The sequence below is a fragment of the Paenisporosarcina sp. genome, from assembly GCF_057785155.1.
The window spans coordinates 36,909-53,145 of sequence record NZ_JBYNRN010000016.1 but is presented as its reverse complement, the minus strand read 5'-3'; the positions used below and the strand labels follow the sequence as shown (position 1 = coordinate 53,145).

Annotated in this window: 18 protein-coding genes and 2 pseudogenes; 7 read left to right on the top strand and 13 right to left on the bottom strand. The window is 34.4% G+C overall.

Annotation, left to right across the window (positions count from 1 at the left end; translation table 11 throughout):
* Both AC3EA5_RS07085 and AC3EA5_RS07080 read left to right on the top strand, forming a co-directional pair.
* Positions 1 to 148, top strand: a 148-nt coding sequence (locus AC3EA5_RS07085; protein ID WP_488607696.1) for a GNAT family N-acetyltransferase, incomplete at its 5' end; no start/stop codon positions are given.
* A gap of 398 nt (positions 149 to 546) precedes the next feature.
* Complete coding sequence (locus tag AC3EA5_RS07080; protein WP_488607692.1) at positions 547 to 696, top strand: hypothetical protein; 150 nt, start codon at positions 547 to 549, stop codon at positions 694 to 696.
* 240 nt (positions 697 to 936) lie between these two features.
* On the opposite strand, the gene AC3EA5_RS07075 is transcribed toward AC3EA5_RS07080, so the two are convergent.
* From AC3EA5_RS07075 to AC3EA5_RS07065, 3 genes are all read right to left on the bottom strand, one after another.
* Positions 937 to 1,437 carry a DinB family protein gene (locus AC3EA5_RS07075; protein WP_488607691.1) on the bottom strand — a complete coding sequence of 167 codons (501 nt, stop codon included), beginning with the start codon at positions 1,435 to 1,437 and terminating at the stop codon, positions 937 to 939.
* A 208-nt stretch (positions 1,438 to 1,645) separates the two neighbouring features.
* Entirely contained in the window at positions 1,646 to 2,086 is a 441-nt protein-coding gene (locus AC3EA5_RS07070; RefSeq protein WP_488607690.1) for a YybH family protein, read from the bottom strand.
* A 320-nt stretch (positions 2,087 to 2,406) separates the two neighbouring features.
* Positions 2,407 to 2,781 carry a YciI family protein gene (locus AC3EA5_RS07065; RefSeq protein ID WP_488607689.1) on the bottom strand — a complete coding sequence of 125 codons (375 nt, stop codon included), beginning with the start codon at positions 2,779 to 2,781 and terminating at the stop codon, positions 2,407 to 2,409.
* A gap of 555 nt (positions 2,782 to 3,336) precedes the next feature.
* Here AC3EA5_RS07065 and AC3EA5_RS07060 point away from each other — a divergent pair.
* Together AC3EA5_RS07060 and AC3EA5_RS07055 are read left to right on the top strand one after the other, a co-directional pair.
* A pseudogene (locus AC3EA5_RS07060) lies at positions 3,337 to 4,769 on the top strand (ABC transporter permease).
* A gap of 15 nt (positions 4,770 to 4,784) precedes the next feature.
* On the top strand, positions 4,785 to 5,483 hold the full coding sequence (locus tag AC3EA5_RS07055; protein ID WP_488607688.1) for an ABC transporter ATP-binding protein: 699 nt from the start codon (positions 4,785 to 4,787) through the stop codon (positions 5,481 to 5,483).
* 677 nt (positions 5,484 to 6,160) lie between these two features.
* Here AC3EA5_RS07055 and AC3EA5_RS07050 read toward each other — a convergent pair.
* From AC3EA5_RS07050 to AC3EA5_RS07035, 4 genes and pseudogenes are all read right to left on the bottom strand, one after another.
* Positions 6,161 to 6,826, bottom strand: a pseudogene (locus AC3EA5_RS07050) (HAD family hydrolase).
* 117 nt (positions 6,827 to 6,943) lie between these two features.
* On the bottom strand, positions 6,944 to 7,216 hold the full coding sequence (locus AC3EA5_RS07045; protein WP_488607687.1) for a hypothetical protein: 273 nt from the start codon (positions 7,214 to 7,216) through the stop codon (positions 6,944 to 6,946).
* A gap of 61 nt (positions 7,217 to 7,277) precedes the next feature.
* Positions 7,278 to 8,528, bottom strand: a complete 1,251-nt coding sequence (locus AC3EA5_RS07040) for an MFS transporter (protein ID WP_488607686.1) — start codon at positions 8,526 to 8,528, stop codon at positions 7,278 to 7,280.
* 28 nt (positions 8,529 to 8,556) lie between these two features.
* The gene (locus AC3EA5_RS07035) at positions 8,557 to 9,147 is read right to left on the bottom strand and encodes an ArsR/SmtB family transcription factor (RefSeq protein WP_488607685.1); all 591 of its coding nucleotides are present in this window, start codon (positions 9,145 to 9,147) and stop codon (positions 8,557 to 8,559) included.
* 254 nt (positions 9,148 to 9,401) lie between these two features.
* Here AC3EA5_RS07035 and AC3EA5_RS07030 point away from each other — a divergent pair, with 254 nt between their 5' ends.
* Together AC3EA5_RS07030 and AC3EA5_RS07025 are read left to right on the top strand one after the other, a co-directional pair.
* Complete coding sequence (locus tag AC3EA5_RS07030) at positions 9,402 to 9,953, top strand: HIT family protein (RefSeq protein WP_488607684.1); 552 nt, start codon at positions 9,402 to 9,404, stop codon at positions 9,951 to 9,953.
* 37 nt (positions 9,954 to 9,990) lie between these two features.
* A complete protein-coding gene (locus AC3EA5_RS07025; protein WP_488607683.1) occupies positions 9,991 to 10,854 on the top strand; it encodes a GNAT family N-acetyltransferase in 864 nt (287 codons plus the stop codon).
* Positions 10,855 to 11,183: 329 nt separating this feature from the next.
* On the opposite strand, the gene AC3EA5_RS07020 is transcribed toward AC3EA5_RS07025, so the two are convergent.
* Positions 11,184 to 11,783: a GNAT family N-acetyltransferase gene (locus AC3EA5_RS07020; protein ID WP_488607682.1), complete on the bottom strand. Its 600-nt coding sequence runs from the start codon at positions 11,781 to 11,783 to the stop codon at positions 11,184 to 11,186.
* 622 nt (positions 11,784 to 12,405) lie between these two features.
* On the opposite strand from AC3EA5_RS07020, the gene AC3EA5_RS07015 reads away from it, so the two are divergent.
* Positions 12,406 to 12,576: a Spo0E family sporulation regulatory protein-aspartic acid phosphatase gene (locus AC3EA5_RS07015; RefSeq protein ID WP_488607681.1), complete on the top strand. Its 171-nt coding sequence runs from the start codon at positions 12,406 to 12,408 to the stop codon at positions 12,574 to 12,576.
* Positions 12,577 to 12,668: 92 nt separating this feature from the next.
* On the opposite strand, the gene AC3EA5_RS07010 is transcribed toward AC3EA5_RS07015, so the two are convergent.
* From AC3EA5_RS07010 to AC3EA5_RS06990, 5 genes are all read right to left on the bottom strand, one after another.
* Entirely contained in the window at positions 12,669 to 13,097 is a 429-nt protein-coding gene (locus AC3EA5_RS07010) for a GNAT family N-acetyltransferase (protein ID WP_488607695.1), read from the bottom strand.
* A gap of 96 nt (positions 13,098 to 13,193) precedes the next feature.
* Complete coding sequence (locus tag AC3EA5_RS07005) at positions 13,194 to 13,856, bottom strand: HAD family hydrolase (RefSeq protein ID WP_488607680.1); 663 nt, start codon at positions 13,854 to 13,856, stop codon at positions 13,194 to 13,196.
* A 60-nt stretch (positions 13,857 to 13,916) separates the two neighbouring features.
* A complete protein-coding gene (locus AC3EA5_RS07000) occupies positions 13,917 to 14,153 on the bottom strand; it encodes a hypothetical protein (RefSeq protein ID WP_488607679.1) in 237 nt (78 codons plus the stop codon).
* Between the two features lie 325 nt (positions 14,154 to 14,478).
* The gene (locus AC3EA5_RS06995; RefSeq protein ID WP_488607678.1) at positions 14,479 to 15,186 is read right to left on the bottom strand and encodes a class I SAM-dependent methyltransferase; all 708 of its coding nucleotides are present in this window, start codon (positions 15,184 to 15,186) and stop codon (positions 14,479 to 14,481) included.
* Positions 15,187 to 15,346: 160 nt separating this feature from the next.
* Positions 15,347 to 16,216: an SDR family oxidoreductase gene (locus AC3EA5_RS06990; RefSeq protein WP_488607677.1), complete on the bottom strand. Its 870-nt coding sequence runs from the start codon at positions 16,214 to 16,216 to the stop codon at positions 15,347 to 15,349.
* Between the last annotated feature and the right edge of the window lie 21 nt (positions 16,217 to 16,237).

The window sequence follows — 16,237 nt, the reverse complement described above, 5'->3', positions numbered from 1 at the left end:
AGCATCTGCCTTGATATTAGATTGTCTAGATAAAGGGAAGTATCCTAGTTGGGATGGATCGAATTCTGAATCAGTTGAATTAGCCAAAAAGCTAGGTTACATATTGAAAGAATCATATGATACTTATTTTATTGATAATATGAAGTAGTTTTAATGAGATGTTTTCTTCTTCTAACGTTTTAGTAGAACAACCGGCTGCCTTAACAAGGTGGCTTTTTCTTATGGCCTAGATTTTATTCGTATACCTATACTTAGTGTTGTATGTTACTGAACTTAGATTGTTTAACGAGTTCTTGGACCTTAACGAAAGAGTTAAACCTCAGAAAATTTAACGTGCTCTGTTGAAATCTTACCTGTAATCGCACACACATAAGTCTGACGAAGTGTCTCAATTATTATTTATGTATCATTACGAATGTCGCTAACCACCACCCCACAGCTTTTAAAAACTTATAGAAGCGTAAGCGTCAAATAGTGCACACATTCTAATAGAAGAATATTCATGAGATACTCCTCCCAGAGTTTGTTTATCTGGGGGGATTTCATTTGAAAAGAAAAGAAAAAGAACAGGTTTGGTTAGAAAAGATCAACGAATATCGTGAGAGTGGAAAGTCACTCGGCCAGTGGTGTACAGATACTGGTGTCGCAATTCACAATATGAACGTAAGCGTCAAATCTATAAAGTATAATGGTTAGGGCAATCCTCCTCTTCCACAACCTATTTATACGATTTCTGACAATAACTTAATTGGTCAGTATGCTATATGAGCAAATCAAATCTTGTATTTCATAGGTAAACAAATGAAAGATTAAAATTAGAACATTTTATCTTGTCCAGAGCTAGCAATTAAATTTCATCTACGATACTACTAAATATACACTCTTTGAAATCCTGGACATAGTGCATTGGCTGGATACCGTTTTCCAAATATTCGTTTATACCCACAGTTTTTGATCCAGTTCATACTTCTGACGCAGATGATGACGAAAATGCATTCCAACAAGAGCAAACCACTCCTGTGCATTCAGCCAGCCAAAGCCTCCATGTTCATCTTTGTAATTCGGATTTATATCATCTGCTTTTATTTTCAATTCTTTCATTCTTTTCATTAATTGATCGAGCTCCATCATAATGTCCTCTTTAATTTTTGTATTGTCCGGCGGTGTATCAAGTTCGTCCGGTAATTTGATTTTAATTGGAGGGAATCCACCAATATTAAATAAATATTCTCCAAACTCCGTCTTTCCCTGCTTTTGCTCTCCAACAGCTGTCGCACAAGCTTCAACACTATCCAGATACTCATGAGCTACAACAATTAGATGGTCATACATTTGACCGATAGACCAGACCCCTTGCTCAGGTATATGCCTTAGTTGCTCCAGTGAATATTTTTGTAAAAAACTTTTGTATGTATCAATCAATTTCAGATCACTCATGTTAAATTCCTCCTTTCCTTTTCAATCGGTTGTTTTATCACGTTATCCTAAAATCCTGCACGTTTGTTCATAGATTCATTAAAAAAAGCACTTCTTCTTCTTGAAGAAATGCACCCGATCGTGGAATAAAATAGAGGTATTATATCTAAAGTCATATTACTTATTTTTTCCCCTACTAACTCTAACTCTAACTCTAACTCTAACTCTATTATTTTAGATTAAACATACCTTTTCCAGTTTGCATATCTATTGGCAATGATGAATGTTCGTGTGTTATGAGCCAAGACTCATTTACTTTTTTTAAGCCAAATGTAAAACGGTTGGTCATTTGACGAAGTTTCTCACCAGATTTTTCTCTGTAAGCAGCGAACGTAACAGCACAATGAACGAATGCAACATTAGTATTTTCCTCAATAGTTAAATCATTAAAATCTACTTTTAGTAAATTTCCGTCTTCACTCAAACCATTAAACCACTCTATCACATTTTCTCTCCATAAAGAGATACCCTTACATTCCCAGTTTCCCCAGCAATCATAAATATGTACATCAGCAGCATAGGTAGATAGGAATTTTTCAGCATCTTTTTCATAAACGGCAAATTTGTAATTTTCAAGAACGTCCTGCACTTTACTAATACCAATCGTCATAAAGTCATCTCCTTGATAAAAAGTTAAGTTCGTTTATTATTTCCATATTCAACACTTTTTCCTTCTTCAACAATACTGCTACGTTTGCTTAATACAATTATTTTAAAATATAACAATTAACTCACTCCTTAAATTCAATAATAAAAGTACGTCTATTAGAAAAGCACCTTAGAAAATATCTACTATATATTTAGCCTTTGCTTCCCACTAAATTGAACGTATATTTTTGTTGTTTCGCTTTTTTTATGTCCTAATAGACTCTGTATTACCTCAAGAGGTACTTCATTAATGATTAATAGGTGATACCCTTTTTATGGTACTCATTTATCATTCTTAAAGTAATGAACAGGACGGATTTCGATGCGCCAGCCAAACTCTTCTCCTCTGTTCACTTGTGTTGTCGGATGAAGAGAGGCTAGCTGGATCGCCTCATCCATGCCCTCTGCTTCAAAAATGAATATGCTACCGATCAGCTCTTTCGTTTCTGTAAACGGACCATCTGTTACGATTACCTTACCGTTCACACGGCACAAGGTTTTGGTCTCTGACTCCAAACCGGCATCAATCAGCACCTTACCGCTTTCATAAAATTTCTCAACGTGCGGCTGGCATTCGCTCATAACTGCCTCAATCTCTGCCCTTGGGCGTGAATCCATTTTTTTAGGGTTGAAATAGCCCATACATAAAAATATCATTATCATTTCTCCTAGATCACTCAAATTTTTTGTACCTATTAATACAACAATCAGCAAACCGAAAAATCGACTAATATTTTTTCATTTCATACAATCAAGCATTTTAATACCCTCCTAACTATTCAAAATGTCATTTTATTTCAATGACTACTTCGACACTCCTACCAATAAACCCTACTTATATTAAAAAAGTCCAATCCGATTTTAGGCTTTTTTTGATCCAAATATCCAATTAGTTTTTTAATTCCTACTTTAATAGTCCAAGCTTCTCCAATTTTAACGACTTCTCTGAAGACCTTCTCTTTAATTGCACACATTATAAACATTCTTCTATTGTAGTAACTCATTTAATCCAAAACGGAATGGATTACCGCTATTCGAGTGTTTCACTTTTTTGATTTTTATCCACAAAAAATAATTAATTTAATATTCAAACACTTCTCACGAAACTCAAGTGATATGATCGAAATCTTTTCATTTTTATTTGTTTCTGACATCTAACTGACATAATAGAAAGTTAAATTTACATAAGTGCAAAGAAAGGGAGGAAAAAGAATGAATTTTATTAAACATGCAGTTTTGAGTGTCAAAGCACGAAAAGGAAAGACTTTTTTACAGATTTTTATTTTTACAGTGATTTGTTTATTGGTTTTGACGGGTCTTACTATTCAAACAGCGGCAAAAAAATCCGCTGATCTAGCAAGGCAGTCTCTAGGCGGGAATGTGACTCTCCAGTTCGATACAGAAAAATTGATGGAAACTCAAAGAGCTGAAGGCGGACGCGTTCGTATTACACGCGATCCGATAGCCTTAGAATCAGCCGAAGAATTAGTTAGTTATGAAGATGTGAAGGGCTATAATTTCTATTCTAGTACGACAGGGATAGCAAGTGACTTTGAGCCAATTGAAGAAGAGTCCGAAGAGGTTATAGAGAATGAAGAAAGTCCCATGGGTCAGGGACGAGGTGGTTTTGCAATGGGAGATATAAGTCTTGAAGGTGTCTTATTTACGGATTCCATTCAAGAATTTATTGATGGAGAATCCTCCATCGTTGAAGGTCGTCATTTAACAGAGGATGATGTAAACCAAAAGGTCACGATGATCGAGAATACAATAGCTGAAGAAAATGAATTGGTGGTTGGCGATACCATAAAAGTTCAATCAGCTGATGAAGAACAGTCTGTATCACTAGAAATCGTGGGAATTTATGAAACAACTTCTACCGCAACCGATATGGGTGGCATGTCAATCGCAGCCTTGAATCCATTTAATAAGCTGTACTTGCCTTATACAGCAGTGAATGAATTAGGAGGGACCGATTTTACAGGAACTATTGATCGTGCAATTTATTACATCAATGATCCAGAAAATATCAATCGATTTGTCAATCAAGCTAATCATGAGAGTGGAATCGACTTTTCTACATACAAATTAGATGCTAATGATACGTTATATCAACAAATGATTGGTCCAATTGACAATGTTGCTTCCTTCTCCAAAAATGTTGTCTATTTGGTATCAATTGCTGGAGCAATTATTCAGGTTTAATTATCATGATGTCCATCCGAGAAAGAAAGTTTGAGATGGGTGTACTCTTAGCACTCGGTGAAAAGAAATGGAAACTTATTAGTCAGTTGATTGTTGAAATATTGGTGGTTGTCCTCGTTGCACTTGGAATTTCAGCCGCAGGTGGTAACTTAGTGGCGAGTCAAGTTGGAGATCAACTACTGACGCAACAACTCGAGAGTGAAGAAACGAGCGAAACCCCTGAATCCTTCAGAGGACCTACCATGAGAGGTGGCATGGGTATAGCAGGGCAAACGTTTCAGGAAGTGGAACCAGTGGATGAACTGTTAATTGAAATTACATCAGAGGACATTGGTATGCTAGCCATCATTAGTTTCCTAATTGCAATAATTTCAACCGTACTACCATCACTGTCTCTTTTACGTTTACAACCAAAAATGATTCTGTCAAAACAAGACTAAGGAAAGAGGGATATTATGAATCAACTACTAGAGTTAAAAAATGTGAGTTATTGGTATACGCATGAAAACAAGCAGCAAAACATTTTAATAGACATAAATGTTGGTTTTGAAAAAGGTAAGTTTTATACAATCACAGGTCCTTCTGGTTCAGGAAAAACTACATTTTTATCACTTGCAAGTGCCTTAGATCTACCGAAAGAAGGTCAAGTTTTATACGAGGGGAAAGATATTAAAAAAATAGGATTATCAAATTTCAGAAGAAAATATGTTTCGATTGTCTTTCAATCATACAATTTGCTTCCATACATGACGGCTTTACAAAATGTTATAACGGCGATGGAAATCACCGGATCTACAGTACTCAATAAAAAAGAATATGCTCTAAAAATGCTTGAAAGTGTCAATATTCATGAAAAGCAAGCAAGACAGAGGGTTTTGACACTAAGTGGAGGTCAACAACAACGTGTCGCAATTGCCAGATCTTTGTGCAGTCAATCTGATTTGATTGTAGCAGATGAGCCTACAGGAAATTTAGACGAAAATACAGCAGCTGATATTGTTCGTATTTTTCAAGACCTTGCCCATAAAGAAAACAAGTGTATCATCGTTGTTACACATGATAATGATATTGCACGTAGCTCTGATATTACAGTGAAACTTTCCAAAGGAAACATATCATTAGTATCGAATAAAAAAGTGGATTTAGTAAATTAAGATTCTTCCCTTCCACCGTGTCTGTGAAGTAGATTGACAATGAAAATAACCTCTAAGGACATTATTTCCTTATGAGGTTATTATTTATTTCCTGACAAAATAAGTAGGAAATAGTGAACGAAACTCTCATTTTTCTTTTGAACACAGTATTTTATCGGAACACGCCATTTGCCGTCGAATACTCTCGAAAAACCAATTCGTATTCATTACTCAAAAAGAAAACTTCTATCTTACCTTCTTTACAAAAATTAAAAAACACCAACAAGACGACCTATTTTCTTAATCCTTTCTCGTAAAGGGTTTTGATTCATTTGACGCTGCCGTTCCTTCAATGAGAGATAGAACTGTTTTCTGGATAAAACAATTCGGTCATGTCAAAACCTATTTCTGATTTACCATACAAAACAACAAGGCAAATATTGTCGTGTTGGATATCCTCCACTCTATATTGAAGAACTTATTTTACAAAAAAAAGAATCTTATAAGTCTATACTTATAGATTCCTTATAATCTATTTGATTGTAGTGTGTTTTGAATTGACCTATGAAATCTTGGTCAACTGTTTATAAGACTCTTGGATTTTTTGGTATTGATTAAGTAGAACATTGAGTTCTTGACTGCATGCTAATTAATTGTAATTAACTAACGCAATCGTTAGTGGAAGATGGAAATATTACTTAATTTACTTGACTACCCATCAGAACTTCTTTTAACTGATCGACACTTTTGACAATATATGTAGGGTTGGAATGACTTAATTCTTCAAATGAACCATATCCATAAGTAACTCCAATAGAGTCAATTCCAGTATTACTTGCTCCAATAATATCGTGCTTTCTATCTCCAATCATAATAAAATCACCAGATTTATGTTCATTATATTTGTCTAGTATGTATTGAATAATTTCAGTTTTTGACCCTCTTGTTCCATCAAGATTACTTCCTATAATAAGTTCGAAATAATGGTCAATATTAAAATACTTTAGTATTTGCTCTGCAAAAACAGTAGGCTTTGACGTAGCAACAACTAAAGTGAATCCATGATCTTTTAACGATTTTAATAGCAAAGAAATATTGGAATATAACTCATTCTCAAACATTCTTTTTTACTTAAACCTCTCCCTATATAAATCTATTGCCTTTTGTGTACGTTCCACATCAAAGTTGTAGTATTCAGCAAATGAAACTTGAAGTGGCGGACCAATGAAACATTCAAGTTTATCAATATCAGGCTCAATAATGTGCATTTTCTTCAATGCATATTGAACAGATTTTGTTATACCTACTTTAGGGTCTGAAAGCGTTCCGTCTAAATCGAATAAAATTATTTTGTATTTGTCCATACTAATCTCCCCTTTGTATCAAATTCCAACTTAACTTTATCATAAGAATCTTTAAAAAAATCAAGCACTTATTGTACTTGCCTGGTTTAGTGAAGGAACGCTTGACGCCAAACGCCATTATTCAGATACTCTTTGCTTACAAGAATAAACTTTACTTATTCTTGTATAAAATCCTCGCTCTCTTATTTTTATCATTGCTGTTGGTCTTGTATTTAATAGAAGGATTTCTGCCTCTTCCCAAGATCTATCTGTGATGACGACCAACCATTTACCACTCGTACATTCTCCAAGGAAGGCACGAATGAATCCGGCTGCAATCGTCTCTTCTTTTTTTAAACAGGACCACACATTAATGACCTGATACTTGTCTATTAATTTATCGGAAATCATAAAAACACCTCATTTACAACTAATTTGGTAAAACCAAAGTAGTTGCATTGACTTTAAACTATCAATTAACTTCTTTTATTACCTTTGAATTCAGTGTGTATATGATGGAAACGACTACGATTAGGCTTCCACATAACAGCATAATGTTTGAGATTGTAAGATTTAGGACGAGAGCCAATGAAACAAAAGCGTAGGAGAGTGGCACAAGTCCATTAGAAGAAGCGTTAACTAGACTCATCACTCTCCCTATTTTATTTTCCTCACTTTGCTCTTGGATAGTTGAGATGAGTGAAACGTTAATAATGGATGAAAGTACACCCATCATTGAAAGTAAGACCATTCCTTGCCAAAGAAATCCGATTTGTCCGAGTAAGGATAAGAGGATTCCAAGGACCGTTATCATTACTAGGATAATCAATCCCCTCTTTTTTCTTAGGTTAAGTATCCCGACAAAGAGAGCCCCGGCAAGCATCCCCCCTTGGTAGGAACTCTGAAGATAGCTTAAATCTAAAGCTTCACCATGAATCACGCCATCAGCGATGAGAGGTATGCCCATAAGGAGAGGACCAAAAAAGAAAAAATTTATGATGATGAGAATCAGAAGCATGTTTTTCAGAAAGGGCATCTTCCATACATAGATGAATCCTTCTTTTAATTCTTCTTTGGTGGAAACCTTTTTTTGTGAGATTGCATTTACGTTTTCCTCTTCTTTTATTAAGAATGAGAAAACAAATGTCATTACCAAAAAGGTAGCTATGATTGAAAACAGAAGACTAAAAGACCCGACAGTAAGGACCCACCCACCAATCATTGGACCAGAAAACATAGCAATTTGATTGGAACTCTGAATAAATGAGTTTGATCTTGTCAGTACATCTTTTGAAACCAAAGTTGGAAGTAATGATGTGTTTGCTGGAGAAAAGAAGGCATCTACAACCCCAAACAGCAATGCGAAACCAATCAGCGGCCATAATTCGAGGAGACTCATTTGAAGAAATAGAGTCATCATCACAACTAATAAACATCTGACAAGGCTAGAAACTAGCATAATTCGAGATCTCTTATACCGGTCTGCCCACACCCCTCCAATAGTCATGAAAAGTACTCGTGGAATCATCGTCACCATCATGACAATACCAAGAGCGCCTTCTTTATTCAGGACGGTAATTATGTACCATTGCTCAGCGAACAAATACGTAGATAAAGCCAAAAATGAAGCTGTACTCGAGAGCCATAAAAAAACAAAAGCACGATTTTTAAGCAGACTTGAAGCTGCATTCGTAGGCGACTTTAAAGTATGTTCTCCACTCAATAGTATCTCCCCTTATGATTAAATGAACTCAATCTTTTTTCTTAAAAAGAGGCTCTTCAATTTGAAAAGCAGTCGTCATTAAATAGTAATTTTGCTTCTCTCTTTCATCATCTTTCTCTTCAAGTTTTTCTAAAAGCTCTCTATATTTTCGAGTGAATTCCAAGAACTTTTCTTTACTTACTGTAAATTCTGTTTGAATTGAAAGTTTGGGCCACTCTTCTACATTTGATGAATGTAATTCAAAGGATTCATCAGGAGCTGTTAACACCCTTGTCTTAGCTCGATTAATCACTTCTAAGTATGATTGTCTAGTAGTATCCTTAGATTCCACATAATTTAGCAAGTGATCTGCTGGTATGAAACCTCTTGCTACAGCTTGATAGAACTTTAATATATTTCCTCCTCTTTCTTCCTTTCTTACGAGCTGAATAATCTTGTGTTTCTCCAGTTCACGTAGATGATAAAGGATTTTGGCTCTAGATAAATTAAGCTCTTGAGCAAGCATTTGACCTGTATGAGGCTGTTCGACTAAAAAAATCAACATCTTAGTACGTAGAGGATCACTAATCACCTTTAACTGTTCATAATTCTCAATAATGAATATCGACTTCTGCTCCATAGTGTAACCACCTTTTTAACCGGTTAATATTTCTTAACATGATTGTAGACTAAAATTACAGAAATGTAAATTTATTTCGTAATGAATGTATACTTGCGAGGCGACGGGTTCCATGAACACGTGTACTAGTTCAGACCTGTTTTTATTGAACAACCTATACAATACCGAAGAGTAAGTGACTCAATGTTTTGCGGAAGTGTAGTACATTAAATTATTTACAAGGTATAATAAGGAAAAAATGGAGGTGAATTTCTTTGAACCCTTATAAACACATGCCGTCAGACTATGTGTGCCCTTTTTGTCTTGTTGTAAATGGTGTAGAGGATAATGAAAACAAGTTAGTTCAATCTAAGCAACAAGATATAGTGTATAAAGACGATTATGTAACTGCGTTAATATCCACGTTATGGTGGGAAAATAATAAAGCACACGTAATAATTATTCCAAACCATCATTACGAAAATATTTTTGACTTGCCTATAGAATATGCTACCAAAATTCACCAATTGTCTTTAAAGGTTTCCTTTGCCTTAAAAGAGTGTTACCAATGTGAAGGTATTTCTACTCGACAACACAACGAGCCTGGTGGCAGTCAGGATGTTTGGCACTATCATCTTCACGTGTATCCTCGTTATAAAGACGATCATCTTTATAAAATGGACGGGAATTTAAGTTCACCGAAAGAGCGGCTATTTTACGCTGAAGAGTTAAGAAACTGGTTTGAAAATAATAAACAAAAGACTGTCTTAAATAATAGGTTCTCTTCAGAAGTGCAAGACTTTAATTTGTTCAAAGAAAATACATAAGAACTCTCTTATAACAATTGATAGCAAGGAGTTACCAATGGATACTAATAAGAACCTTAAATTAAATGTTTTGGATGAGAATGATATTGAAGGATTAATATCTTTATCGCAATCAGTTGGCTGGGATTATGATAGTGATGAAATTAGAACAGTAATGTCTTCGGGTAAAATTTTAGGACATAAAAATGAGTTTGGTCAAATTGTATCAAGTGGGGCAATAATTCCTTATGATACACATTTAGCTTCAATAGGGATGATAATTGTAAATCAACAATATAGAGGGCAAAGTCTTGGAAAAGAAATTACTCAAGCGTGTATTGAACGTGTACCGGAAAAAGTATCTATCATGCTAATTGCTACACCCGAAGGAAAGCCTTTGTATGAAAAAATGGGGTTTAAAGAAGTGGGTTATGTACATAAATTCATCAGTAACAACTATGTACCATCTAACAATTTACTTTCTGAAGGATTAAAGAAAGATGTTTTCACTGTGGGAGATATTGATAAAGTTGTAGAATTAGATAAAAATGCTTTTGGGGATTCTAGGAGAAAATTCCTTGTAAACAGAATTAACCAGTCTCACCAATCTCTTGTCCTAAGAGATGAAATTGGAAGAATTCTTGGTTATGGTCTCTCTATCTTAGGTCCGGAAAATTTAATTTTAGGACCGATTGTTGCCCCTAATTTCAATGCAGCTGCCTATCTAATAAATCAATTGGCACTAAATCATAGAGGAAAGTTAAGGATTGATACTCCAATAAGTAATGAAATGTTTATGAAGTTTTTAAGGGACAGTGGCTTTGTAAACGTAGGTCAACCTCCAATAATGATAATTAATTCAGATACAATGCCTATCAGAAACAAAAATTTATATGGTATTGGAGCACAAATCTTTGGATAATTTTAAATTAACTATTGTAATACTTCAGCAAAGAGTGTAATGGCTCCAGCCATTGTTTTATAGAACCTACCCGTCCTTCAAACCCCATACTCTGTGCATTATGACGCATGCAGGATTATCGACGGGATAGTTTCAAGATACATGATTCCATCATTCCTATTCTCGGTTATAAAATTAAGATTTTAGTTAAAAGCTCTTGTCTTTCTTCACTGCTTCTAGTGTTAACTGTTTAGATTGTCCGTGTTAATTGTCTTTTAATTTGATTATGCGTCTAAATCAAATATTATACTATCCATATATGGACTCTCCTCTAGTCTTACCGTATTTTATTATACTAATGTGAGTATATAGTTTCGGGCACTCTCATTGTTTTTGAAATAATCCTCTTGAAGTATTCCATATACTGCACAGTCTTTGTATTCATTCTTGTAATTGCGAATCATATGTCTCATGATTCCTTCTTGGACCATTCCTGCTTTTCCTATCACTTTCCCAGAAGCCGGGTTGTCTGTGTTATGTGCTGCAACGATTTTGTGAATGTTCATATGTCGGAAACCGAATTCCACAACTGATCGTAACGCTTCGGTCCCATACCCCTGGTTCCACCATTCATATCCAATCGAATAACTTACTTCACAGTTTTCGGTAGTATAGTCGAAGTCATATAAATCGATTTCACCAATCAATTCACCGTCAGCTTTTAGCTCAATAGCCCACCAACAAAACTCTTTATTGATATAATCATTGACTATCTTATTAACCCTCTCTACTGTCTCTAAAACAGATTTGTGTTCCCTACTGACCCGATTATCAGATACCCGTTCGTCGGAAAGCCAGTGGTCGAATATCTTTTGAGTATCAGACAATTTCATCCTTCTAAGGATTAATCGTTCGGTTTCTATCTCCGGTGTTCCTAAAAATTTTATCATTTTGTCTCCTTCTCAAATAAATTCACAATCTAAAAAAATCATTAAACCCATGGTATATATAAAATTGCGATTCACTATATTTAATCCCCAAGTTAATAATTTCTCGGTTAATTTTTTATTGAATTGGCATAAAAGCTACCTGCCAAATTCCATCTTCATTCCAAAATCATTTGGTAACCTGATTTCACTTCCGATTCTTTATCAACTTCAAATTCAATACCCTTCGTAGTCGCTTGTTTTAATAAATACACTTGTTTCAAAAACATGAATATTAATCCCTTTGATGTAACAATAAAAGTTACCTAAATGAGCTCTGGTGATTTTTGTATTTAGAAGGAAAAAATTAATTAACTCGTTTAAATAAGCTGACTTTCTATGGTGTCCTTTTCTTTGGATTATGAAGTTGAATAAATGCGTTACGTCAACCCGTTGTGTATGTTCTATGCAATCCATTTGAGTAATCTTATGTAATTGCAATATAGCAAGCTTTCGAAAATTTTTATTAACAAATGAAAAATATTTTTCATTTTTACACAATGCGACATTTTTTTACAAAACCAATTGTATAAGATGTTCTCTGGGTCTAACAATATTCGTTTTGAGAAAGAGGAGTAAATATAACATGAAAAGTAAAACGTTCTTATTAGCGCAAATAATATTGAAAAAGAAAGTCATGTACCATAAAGCGAAGCGTTTTGGTTATACGCACTCTAGTGTAGTATCATGCAGCCAAGAACTCGATGTTTTACTCAATCATTACCAAAAAATTCAAGGATTTTATTTAGTTGATTAATTTTTCAACCTAGTTTATAAAACAACAGGCTGCCTTTTACTGTTAGTCGAAGAAGATAACATCTAGATTCTATTCACTCATAAGTTGACTGTCTATAAACGTTTTACAAATCTATATCCAGTTATTTCATATCCAAGATACTTATATAATTCATGTGCTGTAGTACGCTGTTCACTAATCCCACTTAATAGATATATAAAGTCTGACCCTTTGCTATTGGCCCATTCTTCTACATACTTAACTAGTTTTTTTGCTATCCCTTGCCCACGAAATTCTTTCTTGGTAACAAGTGATGTTATTTGAGTTTTTACATTGTTATTTGTATAAGTATTATGAAATGTTATCCCGATCATCCCAACAACAGTTTTATTCAGAATTGATACGAATGTAAAATAATTTGGATTTGATTCGATACGTTCCATTCTTAACTTCATTTCTTCTAGAGATGAAGGATAGCCTAAATCTGTCATTAAATCTGTAAATTGTACTATGTCTGTAGAACTATACTTTCGGATTTCCATCAAAGATCCTCTCTCCTAAAATCGTTTTTTCCCAATTATAGTTACTACTCTTCAAATAACCTGTGCCGTAAGTGGAAGAAGGAAATATTACTTAATTTAATTGACTACCCCCATTAGAACTTCTTTTAACTGATTAACACTTTTGACAATATACGTAGGGTTGGAATGACTTAATTCTTCAAATGAACCATATCCATAAGTAACTCCAATAGAGTCAATTCCGGCATTACTTGCTCCAATAATATCGTGCTTTCTATCTCCAATCATAATAAAGTCCCCAGATTTATGTTCATTATATTTGTCTAGTATGTATTGAATGATTTCAGTTTTTGACCCCCTTGTTCCATCAAGATTACTTCCTACAATAAGTTCGAAATACTGGTCAATATTAAAATACTTTAGGATTTGCTCTGCGAAAACAGTAGGCTTTGACGTAGCAACAACTAAAGTGAATCCTTGATCTTTTAGCGACTTTAATAGGAAAGAAATATTGGAATATAACTCATTCTCAAACATTCCCTTTTCCTTAAACCTCTCCCTATATAAATCTATTGCCTTTTGTGTACGTTCCTCATCGAAGTTGTAGAATTCAGCAAATGAAACTTGAAGTGGCGGACCAATGAAACATTCAAGTTTATCAATATCAGGTTCAATAATATGCATTTTCTGCAATGCATATTGAACAGATTTTGTTATACCTACTTTAGGGTCTGAAAGCGTTCCGTCTAAATCAAATAAAATTATTTTGTATTTGTCCATATTAAACTCCCCTTTGTATCAAATTCCAACTTTACTTTATCATAAGAATTTTTCAAAAAATCAAGCACTTATAGTGATTTGTTCATCGATTCCTCCATATTGGCGTGCAAAATCTAAAATATGGCCATCGAATTTACATTTATCAAGTAGATATAAAACGCCAGGATTAGCATATTCCTTTTTATTCGACAACACCGACTCAAGATGTATTGGTGCAGGTCGCAATTTCCCTTGTCTAACCCATCGTTTGACACTTTCTTTATGAGATGTTTTATGGATTGAAGTTGTCTCGCCCATCTAGCCATTTAGGTTCCAATTTATCAAATTTCACCACATAAGCATTAAGAAAGATGATTTATTCTTTGACTAAGCCTTTCATAAATGTATTGATTAATCCGATCCGCAAAAAAAACGATTTGATTGCTCATTTGGATTGTATAGAGTATAAAAAACAGCTTGACATAACACCTCGATTAAGAAGTATTCATTAGGCTAATTAAGTTTTCTTTTTGGATAATTCCCTGTGAGCATAACGTTATTCTTATTCGACTACTTCCAATTTAGCTTTTTTAAAAATAGCCTAACTCCTTCTTGAAGTAAAGCTTCAGTAGTTGAAGAACTATTAGACACGTTTCCGAACAACATACGTTATGGCGTTGGTTTTCAATAAAATTGGTAATTCATTTCGAATAATCTTGTATTCTAGAGGTTTTACTAATAAGTTTATGATTTCCCAGCCTCTATAAATCCCATTTAGTTTCTTCATTATCACTTCTGTTGAAAGGTTCACTTCTATTAATGCATCTAATTTCTCGTTAGTTTCTATATTTACTTCTTCAACTTCAGAATTCACTATGATACAATTTATTCCGTTTCTTCTTGTACCTTCTGCCATTTGTAGTACAACCTCTTCAAAAATCGCCTCAGATTGAACATGCTCTAAACTTGATACCGTAACTATGAAATCAAACTCATTTGGCTTTATTTTATAGTTTCCTATATCAGCTTTTTCGGTTCGTATTACTTCTTCAACCCTATATTCTTTACTGTATCGTTTTAAATTATCTAAAGCTGAATCAAGTAAATCAACACAAATAATTTTACCATTTCTCTGCTTAATTGCTTCAGCTATTGGAATGCTATTTCTTCCAACCCCACAACCTAAATCGAGTACAATTAAGTTTTCTTTGTTATCAAATAAAGGTAATAAATTCGTTATAGTTTTTACCGGTTTATACAACCAAGAACCTTCTTCAAATAATTTATTGTTTTCGTAGCAGTCATCATGATATCTCTTCTCTTCATTTCGAATGAATTCTATTCTACTCAATGTCTTCTCCCCCCAAAGATTAAGATTAAATCTATCTTTCTTCGCGTATAACATACGTGATGATTTAACATTAGGTTGTGGAAGCATTCAACTTCTACTACTTAACTAACCCGTTAGTTCATCAAAAACTGAAGATTTATTTTGTGATTTACTTTAAGATTTATACTTTCACATTATTATTAATGTAATTTCCCCAGTGTGGTTGTGTACCATCGATATCTTTAAACCCATATATCTCTGAAAGTTCCCACGTGCTATAAACCCCGCCAGTTTTATCAGCTATTTTAGGATCCGAAGCGAGACATTGTATTGCTTCCCCAATGTAATATGGGCTTTCAGACGCAATAAAATGCGGATCAACTTTAGCTCCCTCTTTCCAATTTTCTTCTTTAACACCAAACTGTTCAAGCATAGCTTCTGATCGTAAAAAGCCTGGTGTAACTGCAATTGAAATAATATTATAATCTTTTAAGTCCTCTGCCATCGCTTGTGCCATATGTATATTGGAGATTTTTGCAAGGCTATAATAGAAGTTACCGCGAGGTTTATAGTCAACCCCATCAGTAATTTCAAATATTAAACCACCATTATTTTCTCTAAACAAAGGGATACTATAATGAGCAGTAATTATATGTGACTGGACAGCTTGTTTTTGAATCTGAAGTCCCTTATGTAAATCGTGCTCTCCTATTGGTTTCCCCCATTCAGTAAGAGGATCTCCACCCCAAACATCATTTACTAGAATATCAAGTCTCCCTTGTTCCTTTTTGACTTGATCAAATAAACGGATGACTTCTGATTCAACAGTATGGTCTACTTTTACAGGTATTCCAATTCCACCTGCTTTAGTTACCAATTCTGCGGTTTCCTCTATGGTTTCCTTACGCCCCATTGGTGACTGATTATTAATAGTAGTTCTACCAGTCACATAAACTATTGCTCCAGCTTCACCTAACTTAACTGCAATACCTCGTCCAGCTCCCCGAGTTCCACCAGCTACCACAGCGATTTTCCCCTTTAACGAAAACATATCCATCATTCCTTTCAAAAA

What these genes read in the sequence shown, in the direction of transcription:
- AC3EA5_RS07075 (WP_488607691.1), bottom strand. Translation starts at nt 1,437, where the DNA reads ATGAGTGATCTGAAATTGATTGATACATACAAAAGTTTTTTACAAAAA.
- AC3EA5_RS07070 (WP_488607690.1), bottom strand. Translation starts at nt 2,086, where the DNA reads ATGACGATTGGTATTAGTAAAGTGCAGGACGTTCTTGAAAATTACAAA.
- AC3EA5_RS07065 (WP_488607689.1), bottom strand. Translation starts at nt 2,781, where the DNA reads ATGATATTTTTATGTATGGGCTATTTCAACCCTAAAAAAATGGATTCA.
- AC3EA5_RS07055 (WP_488607688.1), top strand. Translation starts at nt 4,785, where the DNA reads ATGAATCAACTACTAGAGTTAAAAAATGTGAGTTATTGGTATACGCAT.
- AC3EA5_RS07045 (WP_488607687.1), bottom strand. Translation starts at nt 7,216, where the DNA reads ATGATTTCCGATAAATTAATAGACAAGTATCAGGTCATTAATGTGTGG.
- AC3EA5_RS07035 (WP_488607685.1), bottom strand. Translation starts at nt 9,147, where the DNA reads ATGGAGCAGAAGTCGATATTCATTATTGAGAATTATGAACAGTTAAAG.
- AC3EA5_RS07025 (WP_488607683.1), top strand. Translation starts at nt 9,991, where the DNA reads ATGGATACTAATAAGAACCTTAAATTAAATGTTTTGGATGAGAATGAT.
- AC3EA5_RS07020 (WP_488607682.1), bottom strand. Translation starts at nt 11,783, where the DNA reads ATGATAAAATTTTTAGGAACACCGGAGATAGAAACCGAACGATTAATC.
- AC3EA5_RS07015 (WP_488607681.1), top strand. Translation starts at nt 12,406, where the DNA reads ATGAAAAGTAAAACGTTCTTATTAGCGCAAATAATATTGAAAAAGAAA.
- AC3EA5_RS07010 (WP_488607695.1), bottom strand. Translation starts at nt 13,097, where the DNA reads ATGGAAATCCGAAAGTATAGTTCTACAGACATAGTACAATTTACAGAT.
- AC3EA5_RS07005 (WP_488607680.1), bottom strand. Translation starts at nt 13,856, where the DNA reads ATGGACAAATACAAAATAATTTTATTTGATTTAGACGGAACGCTTTCA.
- AC3EA5_RS07000 (WP_488607679.1), bottom strand. Translation starts at nt 14,153, where the DNA reads ATGGGCGAGACAACTTCAATCCATAAAACATCTCATAAAGAAAGTGTC.
- AC3EA5_RS06990 (WP_488607677.1), bottom strand. Translation starts at nt 16,216, where the DNA reads ATGTTTTCGTTAAAGGGGAAAATCGCTGTGGTAGCTGGTGGAACTCGG.